Consider the following 12,432-nt stretch of genomic DNA (forward strand, 5'->3'; position numbering starts at 1 on the left):
AAAAAACAAACCTGTTGACGTTGAAGTGTGGCCTGAAAATCAGGCCGCATTCTACCTATTCGCCCAACTGCAAACCCAATGGTATGTCGCGGCGGGTGGGCGTACAGGACTAAATCACCTAGTAGTTCTGGCACGAATAGACCGTATGAAGCTCAGTGAAGAAGATGCTGAGCAGATGTTTGAAGACATTTGGACGATGGAACTAGCGGCACTTGAAGAAATGAATAAAGGCGATGACTAATGTCTGACTTAAAAATTCAAGGCGAGGTCTCACTTGACACGACCAATGCAGACGAAGCACTGGTCAAAGTTGAGAAGGGCGCTAGCCGTATGGCCGAAGCTGTCGGCAATGCCGGCAAGAAGGCAGGCACCGGACTAAGCGAAATCGGTAATGGCGGCGATGCAAGTGCAGCGAAGGTTGATAAATCAACGAAAAGCATTGTTGCGTCTATCCAGCGCGCAACGGCACTTATGGAGGCTGGTTCGAAAACCAGCACTAAGTACTACGAGGCTTTAGCGAATCAGCGTGGCGTGTCTGTTGATGCCCTACGTCCTTATCTTGACCAGTTAGAAAAAGTTCAGCAGTCACAAACAAAGGTCGGCATTTCTGCTGCGCAAACATCTGCAGCAATGCGCAGTATCCCTGCGCAATTCACAGACATTATCACTAGCTTACAGGGCGGCCAGGCTCCTTTGACTGTTTTCTTGCAACAAGGCGGTCAGTTAAAAGATATGTTTGGTGGCGCTGGTAATGCTGCTAAGGCTTTGGGTGGGTACGTCGCAGGATTGGTCAATCCTTTTACGATTGCTGCGGCAGCTGCAACGGCTCTTGGCGCAGCTTATTACTACGGCAATGAGCAGTCTAAGGCATTGCAAAAATCTCTTATTGTGAGCGGCAATTATGCTGGTACTACGTCAGCAAAACTTAACGAAGTAGCCGAAAAAGTAGGGCTTATCACTGGTAAGTTTTCAGAATCTCGCGAGGCTGTGACCCTGCTTGCTGAGTCTGGTAAATTTTCATTTGAATCAATTCAAAAGCTATCTCAATCAATAGTTTCCGCATCGTCAGTAACTGGGAAGAGTATTGGTGAAACTATTTCGCAATTTGAAAAATTGAAGGGCGATCCGGCCAAAGCAATTCTTGAGTTGAACCAGCAATATAATTTTTTAACGGCCGATATTTACAAACAAATAAAGGCACTTGAAGAGCGTGGAGAAAAGGAAAGGGCTGGATCTGAAGCTATAAAAGCCTATTCTGAAAGCGTGAATTTAAAGCAGGGAAAGATTGTTGAAAATCTTGGTTATATTGAGAAAGCATGGCGCGGGATTAAATCAGAAACACTAGGCGCAATTGATACATTCCTTAGCTTTGGTCGTGCAGCTGACGATGCTCAAAAACTGGCAGTTGCAAAAAACCAACTACAAAGCATGCGTCAGACTGCTGGCAATGTCTCGAAAGACTCTTTAGCGGCAAAAGAAATCGCAGAGCAAGAGCAGCTTATCAAGACAATTGAGGCTCGCATTAATGCTGAGGCAGCATCCGCAGATGCTGCGGGTGTTGCAAGTCGTCAAAAAAAGGAAGCGATTGATCAACTAGTGGTCTATGACGGCTATCTGAAGAAGAATACGGAAACATTAAAAGATGCAGCATTGGCGGCCGCAAAAAATGATTTCAGTGCTGCTGTAAAAGGCTTGTCAAATACGTCGCAAGAGTACAAAAAAGCATTTGAAATATATCAAACTATTGAGAAAAAGATTGAAGATCAATTCAAAGAAAAGAAGGTTGCGATAAGCAGAGAGGAAAGTGCCTATAAGTTGCTCAGTAAGTCAATTTCCGAGCGCATTGCCCTTTCTGAAATGGAATTGCGGACTGGCATTTCACTCACAGAAGGTCAGAAATTAAAAGTAAAGCTGAATGAGTTAGAGCAAGCATCAAATAGCAAGCTCGCAAAGTCCGAAATTGAAAAGCAAAAAGCTCGTCTGTTATTGCTTGATGCAAATATTCGAGATATTGATTATTCCAAGAAGATTGTGGAGGAACATGCCAATCTAATTAAGTCGATGGATCTTGAGACAGATTCAATTAGAAAGCAAATCGAGTCGCAGAGTGAATACAATGAAAAAGTTGGTTTGACCAAAGAAGCTATTTCAGAACTAGAAATCGCAAAGCTCAATGACATTGCGGCAGGAAAAGAGCAAAACGCACAGATGCTTGAAGCGATCGGTCTAGAGACTGATTTAATTCAACGTCTTCGCGATCAAGCAAAGGAATATAGGGAACTTGCAATAGCCAAGGGCATTGGCGCACAGAAAACGCAAGAGAACGATTTAAAGAAAATCGAAATTGATCAAGCTAAAAAAACACTTATTGAATTAGAGCAGGAATCAAAACGATTCTATGATGACTTGTATAGAGGGCTAAGCGATTCCCTGTACCGCGGGTTTGAAGCTGGCAAAGGCTTCTTCCAGTCGTTCTGGGATGGCATCAAAAACCTGTTTAAGACGACTGTTTTAAAGTTAGCAGTTCAGGGCGTGATGACTGGCGTATTAGGCTTGGGTGCTGTTGGTCAGGCTGGCGCGGCTCAATCGAATCCGTTAGGGCAAGCGTTTGATGCGATCTCAACTGGCAAGTCTATTTGGGAAGGTTTTTCTACAGCTGGCGCTTCATTTACTTCATCCTTATCAAGCGGCATAACTTCACTTGCGAACTTAACCGGCTCAAATGGAGGCTTCTTGTCGTCCATAGCCGGCGGAATGAATGGCGCAGGAGTCGGCAGCGGATTGCAGTCAAGTCTAGGCCTCAGTATCGGTCAAAGTGCGGCATCAGTTACCTCGATGATGCCATATGTTGCGGCGGCTGTTGCTGCGTTCCAAGGTGTAAAAGCCATCAATGGCGATTATCGACTAGGCGGCTTATCGGCTGATGTCGGCGCACTACTTGGCATCGCTCCAAGATTATTCGGTCGCAAAGCGCCTGAGTTGCAACAGTCTGAGTTGTCGGGTACGGTTGGTCCTGATGGCTTCTCTGCAACCACGCGTGACGTGTATATGGCGAAAGGCGGCTTGTTCCGCTCGGATAAATGGTCAGAGACGAAAACACCGTTTGCTGATGCTGCTGGCTTATCTGCGCAATACGAAGCGATCAAGGCAGTTGCTAGCTCCTATGCTGGTTTGCTCGGCTTATCAACTGACGCGCTCGCATCGTTCAGCAAGAGTTTTACTTTCAATCTGTCAAAAACTGGCGATGCAGCTAAGGATGCAGAGGCAAATCAAAAGCTGATAAATGATTTGTTCGTTGGTATTACTAACGACGTTTCAACTTTGTTGGTCCCATCGATTGCAACGTTTGCAAAAAGCGGTGAGACCGCATCGCAAACCCTGCAACGCTTGGCGATAGGATTGACCGATGTTAATTCGGTTATGAAATCGTTTGGGTTTACTCAGTTTGCCAAGAGCTTAGAAGGCTCTAATGCAGCTACCAGACTCGCTGAATTGACGGGCGGCATCGAGAAGTTAGCTAGCGGTGCACAGTACTTCTTTGAAAACTTCCTGACAGAAGCTGAAAAGATTAAGCCGAGTGCTGATCTGGTCACAGACACAATGAAGCGTCTTGGGCAGTCTTCAGTGGATACGATTGATGAATTCAAGATGCTGGTTCAAGGGCTAGATTTGGCGACAGAATCAGGCTCGAAGATGTACGCTGAACTGATCGCAATTGCGCCGCAATTTAAGGCGGTGGCAGATTTTGCGAAACAAAGCGCAGAAGAGGTCAAGAAAGCCGAAGAGGAAAAAACTAAGACTATCCAAAAAGGAAACGCAGAGCGTGCAGCAATATTGGCTGATCGTCGCGCTGCGGATTCTGCACAGGAGGCAATTAAAAAAGCATCTGATGAGGCATTCAAAACGCTTACAGAATCAGTCACCAGCGGCATGCAATCAATGCTGCGTGCTGGAAATGTTGGTGCTGCATTAGCAGCGCAAATGTCAATCACGTCGTTTAATCCTGCGCAGTACACCGACGCGGGCGGTTTTAACGCAGGTGCATTCAATCGTACCTATGCACTCGCGAAAGCCAATGCGGCAAAAGGTTTAATGAGCTCAGTGAGTGCAGATGCGCTCAATGTGCAAGACGTTAGCAAAGTCATGCAAGATCTGATTGCGACTGTGTTTGATGACGCAATCGTCGCAAGTAATAAATCGAACCTGATTGATCAACTCAAGCTGCCTGCCAGTGATCTCATTCGAACTGCAATGAACGGCTTGCTCGATGCGGGTGTGCAGTCGTACATGGTGCAAAACGACATCGGGCGCGGTGCAGGTATCGCATCGGTGCTGGGCGCTCAAATGGACTATCTGTTTGCGTCGTTCGAAGGCATGGGGCGCGATGTTGTTGAGTACACCAAGTTTGTCGATGGCTTGAGCTGGTCACTCGACAAAGGCAAGATCAGTCAAGGTGATTACACGGCCGCGCTCGAAGCGGCAAATAAAATCGTCGGCTCAAATATCGACTTGCTCGGCAACGAAGCAGCGCAGCGCGAACGAATCGCAGCATCACAAAAAGCCTTGAATGATGCCGGGCTGAACTCTGTCTCGTTCTACTTCAACCAGATCAGCAAATCGGTCGAATCACTGAATGAAGCCGCTTCTCTGGCAAACGCGCCACTGGCACAAGTCACGGCAGGCATAGGCCGCTTAACATCATTGTCCGACGTTTTTAGCCAATCCGCAAAAGCAGCGCTCAGCGGCGGTGCAAACTTGGGCAATGGCTCATTGATCAATGCACAGATCGTCGCAGAGGCAGCAGCAAAAGCAGCATCAGTAATCACCACGGCAGACGCAGCGCAGGCAGCCAAGTTGCTAGGCAGCAAAGAGAGTTTTGCAGGTGTGGGTGGTTCGCAGTTGCGCGATGTGTCGTTATTACTGGATGGGCTGAAAGCCTTTGACGCAGTCTCGTTTGAAGCTTCGTTCATGCGGATAAATGATGCATTGAATAAAGGTGCACTCACGCAAGAACAGTATCAAGACATCTTCCAGCAGAGTCTAAACACATTCTCTGGCGTCGATGATGTCACCAAACAGCTCACAGACAGCATGACAAAGCTGCGCGACTCGATGGGCAGTTTTGCTGATCAAATTTTGATCGATAAGAGCAAAACAACACTTGGAGCCGGTGCAACGCTCGAAGAGATCGCGCGCCAATATGACATCGCACGCGTTAGTGCAATGACTGGTGATAGTACCTCAATCAGTCAATACCAGACATTAGCAAATCAATTGTTGGATGTGAATAAGTACAAAAGCCGCGCAGATTACAACTTGGCTTTCGGGTCGGTGTACGCAGATGCGCGGAATTTGGAAAACATCGGTGTGCGTGCTTTATCTCAAAACAGTGGTGAAAGCGTTGTCAACGAGCTTCGCTCAATGAATGCCAATTTAGCGAAGAAGGTTGAGAATTTAGAATCGTCATTGATGGCAGCGCTAGCGCAAATCGCCCAAAACACCAAAGACACAGCGAATAACATTGAAGCGAGCAATATAACGTGAAAATAATTATTCCAACTGGGGTGACATCAAGCATGGTGTCAGCAAGCACAGCGGTAAATGCTGATGCTGATTATGCGCCAGCCACAACATATGTTTTTGGTGCAAAAGTCACGTTTGAAAACTATATCTACAAGTCGCTGCAGAACGGTAACTTGGGGAATCAACCTGATTTGACAACATCGGCGGCTTGGTGGGCATTGCAAGGTCCTGCAAACAAATGGGCAATGTTTGACGATGAAGTTCAAACGCAAACAACCGCAACAAGCACGCTATCGACAACGATTGATGCAAGTTATGTCAATTCGATTTCATGCACCAACATCGCAGGGTCAAGCGTTACGGTTACAGTGAAAAAAGATGCTGTCACTATCTACACGCGCACACTCGATCTCGCGGATTACTCTTTGATTGGCGATTGGTCAGACTATTACTTTTCAGAGCATGAATTTCAGTCTGAGTTCTCCTTGACTGATTTGCCGCCAGTTCCAGGTGTCCAGATCATTGTAACTATTACTAAGCCATCAAATACCGTTGCAATAGGGCATTTGATTATAGGTCGTTTGCTTGATGTTGGTCTTGAGCAGTACGGGCTTAATCGCGAGGGTATTGATCACACTATTGCCACGACAGATAAATTCGGCAAACTCACTCGCGAAAAGCAAGCCTATGCGCGCAAGTATTCAACGCAAGCGATTTTGAATAACGAACGTTTTGACTATGTTTCTAAAAAGCTAGATTCAATCGCCTCGGTGCCGGTTGTCTGCATTGGTGGGAACGGCTTCAAAAGCACGCTTACTGTTTATGGACTGGTCAGCTATTCGATCTCGCTCCAGCACCTCTCAATTTCTTATGTTTCGATCAAAGTTATAGGACTAATCTAATGCCTACCCCTACCGAAATTCCATCACTTAATCCAGTTCCAGATCCAAATTCAGCAACATTTGGTGCGGACTGCTATCCATTTACTCAGCGAATGGCCGCTGCTGGCGAGGCTATGAATTTGTTGGCAGCTGAGTTAAATACGGCGCTTAATTTATCGCTGCTTGGCGTAACCTCATCAAGCACAACATCGCTCACTATCGGCACTGGCTCAAAGACGCTGACAGTCGGCACAGGTTTAGGCTATGCAGTCGGCATGCCGCTAAAAATCCCAAGCGCTGCGAATGTTGCGAACTTTATGAAGGGCGTGGTCACAGCATACAACAGTGGCACAGGTTCACTGACGGTCAATGTCGCAAGTATCGGCGGCTCGGGGACTTTTGCAGATTGGGCGGTGTTTTTTGATATTCCCGATGCTGGCTCTGGATTTGTTCCAATTGGCGGCTTGGTCGCAAATAAAAATCGTGGCAACAGCTTTACAGAAAACGGCACAACGTATTTAAAAACGGGTGTTATTTCGCCAACTGCGACATATCCATTGGCTCCGACGACTACGATCAACGACGGCTCAACCTGGTTGTCAAAAACGGGTGTTGCAATGATCAATTGCAATCTCGCATCCAATGGATCCGGTACTGTTCTTGGGATGCCGCGAGCGAACAACGATGCAAACTATGCAATCTCGACGGACTATGGTGCCACGTGGTCGACAGCAACGTTTCCAGCAGCTATCAGCGGTATTCCAGTCTGGTGTGGGTCATTCTTTTTGATTGTGAATGTCAATGGTGGGGCTGCGTCTACTACATTTTACACATCGACTACGGGCGCGACTGGTAGCTGGACCGCGAGGACTGTTCCGTCCAATGTATTCGTCAATGCGGTATATGGCGCGCAGGGATGCATTATCACAACCAGTACTACGCAAGGGTATTTAACAACCGATGGTATCAATTACACATCAATAACAATGCCAGCTGCCAATTTGTCTGGATGTTTCGGTAATGGATTCTATGTGTTCTTGACACCATCATCATCAACAACAACGTGTTACAAAACAGCGAACGGATCTACGTTTGTCACAAAAACCTTGCCGGTTGCTGTGGCTGGTAATGGTACTTGGGATAGACCGATAACATTTGGTGAAGGGGCGTTTTTGTGGGCGCAGAGTTCCGCTGTCGCAAAATGTTTCACGACCGCAGACTTTGAGACCTTCTCAATAAATGACACAGGAATTCCATTGACCAATACGTATTTAAGAGTGTTTGGCAATGGCACCTTCTTGCTGATCAATCCGTTTGGTTCGTCGACCTGCTACACATCAGACAATCAAGGTGTGACATGGACGCCAAGAACTTTTATTTCATCAGCGAACTTTCCTGCGGTTGCGTTCACTGGTACGTCATTTGTTGCCCTTGAATATAACTCGACAAACGCAACGCAAAGCGTGTCAGGCGGCACTTATACCGACACAGCAAAAGCCATGTTTGCAGACTCACCGGAAAACACTAGACCATTTTATATGAGGGTAGCGTAATGACTGAAATCGTAATTGATACGGGTGCAAAGCCCGTGCAAGACACTTCAAATCTCATCGACATTGGGCCATTTTTTGACCGATTTGGCGCTGCGAAAATGGCAGTTCTGATGAGTACAGACCCAGTTGTTCAGGCGATTTTACGTGATGTGCAAGTTCGCAAGTGGATTGATTTAAGCCGTCAAGATGTGGCGGATTCGCTGACTTACATCACAACAAAGGTTCCTGCGCTTACTCCTGAAATTGTGGCTAATGTTATTCATCTTCCAGTTGAAGAATCGGAAAACATGGCACTCAAAAAACTCTATTTCTCATAACAAGAGGTGAGCAATGTTTAAGATGACTCGTCAAAAATTAAAGTTAGTTCGCGCGAAGCTCGACCCACTTTTTAAAATCTTGTTGCACGGCTTGACTCAAATGTTTATCGCGTTTGATCAATTGCTCAACGTGTGGCTATTCCCGTTTTCGTGGAATACCTGGGCTGATGAGACTTTTTCAAGTCGCTGCGGTCGCCTGCAACATCGCTATCCCTACAAGATTTTTGGATTTATTGTCGATCTCTTGTTCTACTTTCAGAACAACGACCTCGAACACTGTAGGCGTGCGTATGAGAAAGAGAAAACGCGCTACCACTTTCCTCCTGATATGCGTGAACCAAAATGAAAGGGTGGCACATGCAAGATGATTTCGGCAATGAAATACCTACTCTTAGCCAGATGTGGGAGCGCATCACCAACTTTAACGATGAACTATCCACTGTAAAAGAGCAGCTTGCCGAAAATACTGAGGCAACTAAGCGCATAGAGACAAACACGGGCGAGTTGATCGAGATACTTACCAGCTTTAAAGGTGCATTTAAAGTGCTGGCATGGATAGGGAAATTAGCTGTACCACTCGCTGCAATCATTGGATTGTTTACTGCTGCTTATGCCGCGTGGCAGGCAATCAAAACAGGGATCATGCCGAAATGACAGATGCGACGATTAAGCAAAGACTGATTGCAAAGATTGGCGCGGGATCGCTCGCGCTGCTTGTGCCGCTGGTGATGTTCTTTGAAGGGACTGTCACCAAAACTTATAAAGACCCGATTGGCGTCATCACAGCTTGCGTTGGTCATACGGGGCCAGAGTTAAAGATTGGGCAGACTTTCACGCCTGAGCAGTGTCAAGAAATGCTCTATGCCGATTTACTCAAGCATTCGAGCGACATTGATTGTATTAAGCGACCTTTAACAGATGGACAGAAAGCCGCGTTTATTTCATTTGGCTTTAACGTTGGCAAAGAAAAACTGTGTAAATCGACGCTGGCAAAACGTGCCAATGCTGGCGACATGGTCGGCGCTTGTAATGAGTTAATGCGCTGGACGTTGGCAGGCGGTAAAGAATTACCTGGTCTTGTGAAGCGACGTGAAGCAGAAAGAAAATTATGTTTAACATAAAAATCTATATCTACGCGTTAATCGGTATTTCCATTGGTATGTTCGTTTTACTAATGCCAGAGCATTACAGGGAGCAGGGCAGACTAGAAGAGCGTGCGGCTTATAAGCGAGCAGCCGACATGGCAGTCATTAAATCATGGCGAGATTTAACAGCAACAGAACAGCAATTGACTAAAGAGAGGCAGCATCATGCAGACGAAATCGCCAAACATGAAGAGAAGTTTAATCAGTATGTCAGTGATGTGCGCGCTGGCCGCATTGCAGGGCTGCGCATCCCCCGAAGTGATTTATGTACCGCAGGAAGTGAAAAAGCCTCAAGCCCCAGCCGAGTTGTCGAAGAAACGACGGTTAGACTCCCAAGAGCAATTGAGGAAGGTCTTTTCCGATTCGCAAACGATCGAGACCAGATAATTGCGGACTTCGAGTCGTTTAAACAAGAGGTCCGCTTGGCTAAGTGTTTTGCTGATTAATCAGCGGACAGCGACAAGCTAAGCGTTTTGCCAAGCGCGCGCAGTGCGTCATTGATCGAGTCAATCTTCGTTGTGTGCTTCAAGTCAATTAATCGATTAACGACTTGGGGCGATGTGTTTAATCTGCGCGCAAGCTCCGAGGCCGTTACTTTTTGCTCAAGCATTTCATTTAGTAAGTGAATCTTCGCTGCAGCGGATAGCGGCAAAGAGATTAAGCGATCGCCAGCTTTTCTTTTTGATGGCGGCGGCACTTGTCGACCATCTTCAAAGTAAAAATCCATCGAGCAGAGAAGGGCATCTTCCGCCATCTCAATTGCTTCTTTTTCATCATCGCCCTGTGTGATGCATTCAGGAATATCTCTGAATGTGACGACAAAGCCGCCCTCTGGTGCTGGTGTGAAAGTTGCTGGGTATTTCATTGGTATTGCTCCTATTTCGCGTGATGTGCTTCAAGAAGCCCCTTTCGGGGCATCTCTCATTTCAAGTTAAGTTGTTTTAAAATTCCCTCGACTAGCGGCTGTTTCAGTTCTTTGGCTGGGTGTCTTGGGACTTGGCTTCTTTTTCCGTTTAGATACACATTTAAGTGATTCTTACCATGTGTAAATGTCGCCCCTTGCTTCCTCAACCATCGAACAAACTCACTTTGTTTCACATCACCTCCTGTTGTTGTTACGATGATGCTAGTTTAAACAAAAACGTTTAAATAGTCAAGATTTTTTAAGCATTTTTGTGTAAATTTTTGCGAAAAAAAAGCCCTGTTGAAAGGGCTTTACTATGTTTCATTTTGTGCTTATACTGTGTTTTTATACAGTAGTTTTGGTATTATAAAGTTTCGTTGTTGTGTCTTGCATATCACATAAATCTGATTTTCGCACGCAACAAATTTCTCGATTTATTTCTCGCAATAACAACAAAAACTAGTCACACTTGTCTGTCGGAAGCGTGACTTTGAACCCCGCTCTTTTTAAAACCTTAACAGCGAAATCAACGCGATCAAGTGGTTGAATTTCTTCGCAAGCTGACGAGATGTCGGCGGGAACAAATAACGATGACGCGAGCCGATGAATTATTTCAGCGTTCAAGCTTCGGTTATTTTTTTCAGCAATCTTTTTTAATTCGGCGCGCATTCCGTCCGGCATGCGAACCATAAATTTATCTTCATCCTGAAGAATTGATGTTTTTTTATTTTCCATCCGAAGATGGTAGAGATAAACTAAATTTAGTTAAATAGTAGCTAATAGCTACTATGTAATACTGAAATTTGATCGACGGAAAAACAGCGTCTTTGCAAGCGATTTGACCGAACAAGAACGATCGTTATTCTGTTAAATTTTTCGGTCGAATTTCGTTGGCGTGTCAATCATCAGGATTTTGAAAAGTTGTGGGTTACAAGCTCCGAATCACAAAATAATATACACAAACATTAACCAATAAAACAATAAAATGAATCAAGAAAAAATGATGTGGGCTCCAAAAATCGGCATTCAAAAAGACGGGGGCGTACAAGAAATTAGGAAATTTGACGCAGTTGAAGACCGAGCGGCGGCGGTCAGATTCGCCGAAAAAATCTTTGATGAAAATATTAATGCAGCGTGGTTTGGTGTTGAGAGGGTCTTGGTAGATCGATAAAAGCGATTGAAAATTTAAGTAAACATATTCTGTGGTTTACGCGAAAATACTGATTATTTATTCAGTATTTGTTATGAAATGCCACATGCTAAAAATGCGGGAGCGAGGAATAGTCATCCCAAAAGGTCGCCTCTTTGATCGCTATCACCCTGCAAATGTTGGTGTCTTGAGCCTGCGGGAAACCACTTCAAGTCAACTTCACCGAATGTCTCGAACTGCAGAGTTCAAACTTGGAGAGTCATCAAGTTATCTTCTCGACGCTCAGATACTTTGGATCGAGGGCGGCAGATTTGTTTTGACTGGTTTTGAACAAGTAAAAACACATGAAGGTGTTGCAGAATATGCACAGTCTTGGCTGATCATTACTCACGGCGCACCGACAGGGCAAGAGGGAAGGTAATTAACTGTGTATACATACAGTCAATATAAAATAAATTTGGGCGAAATTTGGGCGAAAACGGGGACTGAAAACAACTTCGCCAAACCTTAATACTTTGGCAAAAGCCTAGTATTGATGGGGTTTGGCGAGGTTTATTGCGGTATAAATTGGTGGAGTCGGCGGGAATCGAACCCGCGTCCAGAAGCACTCTACAGACAGTTCTACATACTTAGTGCTGCCATTTAATTTAATTTTAACGACGCGGACGCACACGCTGCGTTAAAACGAGTTACCTATTATTTAGGCCCAAGCTAAGTAACCCAGCTTAGGACGATTCCCTATAAATGACTCTACTGCTGTTGCCAGCCCACCCTAGGGAAGAGGCGGTGTAGAGCTAGCGAGCGATTAAGCTGCTAATGCGTACGAATTATCGTTTGCAGTTATATAGTTCTGATTGTATTTACGAGGTAGTCAGGCCTCGGTATGCCCTGCGCTGCTTTGCAACCCCTGTCGAAACCAGGTCGACCCCAAAGCAATGCTTAGTATACTCTATATAGAG

At 45.6% G+C, this 12,432-nt stretch carries 14 protein-coding genes and 1 other RNA gene; 11 read left to right on the forward strand and 4 right to left on the reverse strand.

Annotation, left to right across the window (positions count from 1 at the left end; genetic code table 11):
* Positions 1–25 precede the first annotated feature (25 nt).
* The 9 genes from KDM92_RS12800 to KDM92_RS12840 are packed head-to-tail and all read left to right on the forward strand — an operon-like array spanning position 26 to position 9,865.
* Positions 26–241, forward strand: a complete 216-nt coding sequence (locus KDM92_RS12800) for a DUF1799 domain-containing protein (RefSeq protein WP_212684851.1) — start codon at positions 26–28, stop codon at positions 239–241.
* A complete protein-coding gene (locus KDM92_RS12805) occupies positions 241–5,544 on the forward strand; it encodes a phage tail length tape measure family protein (RefSeq protein WP_212684852.1) in 5,304 nt (1,767 codons plus the stop codon). The genes KDM92_RS12800 and KDM92_RS12805 overlap by 1 nt, the downstream gene beginning before the upstream one ends.
* The gene (locus tag KDM92_RS12810) at positions 5,541–6,425 is read left to right on the forward strand and encodes a hypothetical protein (protein ID WP_212684853.1); all 885 of its coding nucleotides are present in this window, start codon (positions 5,541–5,543) and stop codon (positions 6,423–6,425) included. The genes KDM92_RS12805 and KDM92_RS12810 overlap by 4 nt, the downstream gene beginning before the upstream one ends.
* Complete coding sequence (locus KDM92_RS12815) at positions 6,425–7,957, forward strand: hypothetical protein (protein ID WP_212684854.1); 1,533 nt, start codon at positions 6,425–6,427, stop codon at positions 7,955–7,957. The genes KDM92_RS12810 and KDM92_RS12815 overlap by 1 nt, the downstream gene beginning before the upstream one ends.
* On the forward strand, positions 7,957–8,274 hold the full coding sequence (locus KDM92_RS12820) for a hypothetical protein (protein ID WP_212684855.1): 318 nt from the start codon (positions 7,957–7,959) through the stop codon (positions 8,272–8,274). The genes KDM92_RS12815 and KDM92_RS12820 overlap by 1 nt, the downstream gene beginning before the upstream one ends.
* Before the next feature lie 13 nt (positions 8,275–8,287).
* Positions 8,288–8,620 carry a hypothetical protein gene (locus KDM92_RS12825; RefSeq protein ID WP_212684856.1) on the forward strand — a complete coding sequence of 111 codons (333 nt, stop codon included), beginning with the start codon at positions 8,288–8,290 and terminating at the stop codon, positions 8,618–8,620.
* Between the two features lie 11 nt (positions 8,621–8,631).
* Positions 8,632–8,928, forward strand: coding sequence for a hypothetical protein (locus KDM92_RS12830; RefSeq protein WP_212684857.1), 297 nt, complete (start codon positions 8,632–8,634; stop codon positions 8,926–8,928).
* Positions 8,925–9,395 carry a lysozyme gene (locus KDM92_RS12835; RefSeq protein ID WP_212684858.1) on the forward strand — a complete coding sequence of 157 codons (471 nt, stop codon included), beginning with the start codon at positions 8,925–8,927 and terminating at the stop codon, positions 9,393–9,395. Before KDM92_RS12830 ends, KDM92_RS12835 begins: the two co-directional genes overlap by 4 nt.
* A complete protein-coding gene (locus tag KDM92_RS12840) occupies positions 9,383–9,865 on the forward strand; it encodes a hypothetical protein (RefSeq protein ID WP_212684859.1) in 483 nt (160 codons plus the stop codon). The genes KDM92_RS12835 and KDM92_RS12840 overlap by 13 nt, the downstream gene beginning before the upstream one ends.
* Here KDM92_RS12840 and KDM92_RS12845 read toward each other — a convergent pair.
* The 3 genes from KDM92_RS12845 to KDM92_RS12855 all read right to left on the reverse strand — a co-directional run bounded on the left by KDM92_RS12845 (position 9,862) and on the right by KDM92_RS12855 (position 11,058).
* On the reverse strand, positions 9,862–10,284 hold the full coding sequence (locus tag KDM92_RS12845) for a type II toxin-antitoxin system HicB family antitoxin (RefSeq protein WP_212684860.1): 423 nt from the start codon (positions 10,282–10,284) through the stop codon (positions 9,862–9,864). The two genes, KDM92_RS12840 and KDM92_RS12845, sit on opposite strands and share 4 nt — an antisense overlap.
* Before the next feature lie 56 nt (positions 10,285–10,340).
* Complete coding sequence (locus KDM92_RS12850) at positions 10,341–10,517, reverse strand: type II toxin-antitoxin system HicA family toxin (RefSeq protein ID WP_212684861.1); 177 nt, start codon at positions 10,515–10,517, stop codon at positions 10,341–10,343.
* A 265-nt stretch (positions 10,518–10,782) separates the two neighbouring features.
* Positions 10,783–11,058 (reverse strand): Arc family DNA-binding protein, encoded by a 276-nt coding sequence (locus tag KDM92_RS12855; protein ID WP_212684862.1) that lies wholly within the window; start codon positions 11,056–11,058, stop codon positions 10,783–10,785.
* A 250-nt stretch (positions 11,059–11,308) separates the two neighbouring features.
* Here KDM92_RS12855 and KDM92_RS12860 point away from each other — a divergent pair, with 250 nt between their 5' ends.
* Both KDM92_RS12860 and KDM92_RS12865 read left to right on the forward strand, forming a co-directional pair.
* Entirely contained in the window at positions 11,309–11,494 is a 186-nt protein-coding gene (locus KDM92_RS12860) for a hypothetical protein (RefSeq protein ID WP_212684863.1), read from the forward strand.
* Positions 11,495–11,579: 85 nt separating this feature from the next.
* Positions 11,580–11,894, forward strand: coding sequence for a hypothetical protein (locus tag KDM92_RS12865; protein ID WP_212684864.1), 315 nt, complete (start codon positions 11,580–11,582; stop codon positions 11,892–11,894).
* 147 nt (positions 11,895–12,041) lie between these two features.
* Here the strand turns inward: KDM92_RS12865 and ssrA are convergent.
* Positions 12,042–12,402, reverse strand: a transfer-messenger RNA (tmRNA) gene (gene ssrA / locus KDM92_RS12870).
* Positions 12,403–12,432: the final 30 nt, after the last annotated feature.

The sequence above is a fragment of the Affinundibacterium baiyunense genome (assembly GCF_018139645.1).
In the GTDB taxonomy this organism is placed as follows: Bacteria; Pseudomonadota; Gammaproteobacteria; order Burkholderiales; family Burkholderiaceae_D; genus Undibacterium; species Undibacterium baiyunense.

Coding starts and splice junctions, on each gene's coding strand:
- KDM92_RS12805 (WP_212684852.1), top strand. CDS start 241: ATGTCTGACTTAAAAATTCAAGGCGAGGTCTCACTTGACACGACCAAT.
- KDM92_RS12815 (WP_212684854.1), top strand. CDS start 6,425: ATGCCTACCCCTACCGAAATTCCATCACTTAATCCAGTTCCAGATCCA.
- KDM92_RS12820 (WP_212684855.1), top strand. CDS start 7,957: ATGACTGAAATCGTAATTGATACGGGTGCAAAGCCCGTGCAAGACACT.
- KDM92_RS12825 (WP_212684856.1), top strand. CDS start 8,288: ATGTTTAAGATGACTCGTCAAAAATTAAAGTTAGTTCGCGCGAAGCTC.
- KDM92_RS12830 (WP_212684857.1), top strand. CDS start 8,632: ATGCAAGATGATTTCGGCAATGAAATACCTACTCTTAGCCAGATGTGG.
- KDM92_RS12835 (WP_212684858.1), top strand. CDS start 8,925: ATGACAGATGCGACGATTAAGCAAAGACTGATTGCAAAGATTGGCGCG.
- KDM92_RS12840 (WP_212684859.1), top strand. CDS start 9,383: ATGTTTAACATAAAAATCTATATCTACGCGTTAATCGGTATTTCCATT.
- KDM92_RS12845 (WP_212684860.1), bottom strand. CDS start 10,284: ATGAAATACCCAGCAACTTTCACACCAGCACCAGAGGGCGGCTTTGTC.
- KDM92_RS12855 (WP_212684862.1), bottom strand. CDS start 11,058: ATGGAAAATAAAAAAACATCAATTCTTCAGGATGAAGATAAATTTATG.
- KDM92_RS12860 (WP_212684863.1), top strand. CDS start 11,309: ATGAATCAAGAAAAAATGATGTGGGCTCCAAAAATCGGCATTCAAAAA.
- KDM92_RS12865 (WP_212684864.1), top strand. CDS start 11,580: ATGCTAAAAATGCGGGAGCGAGGAATAGTCATCCCAAAAGGTCGCCTC.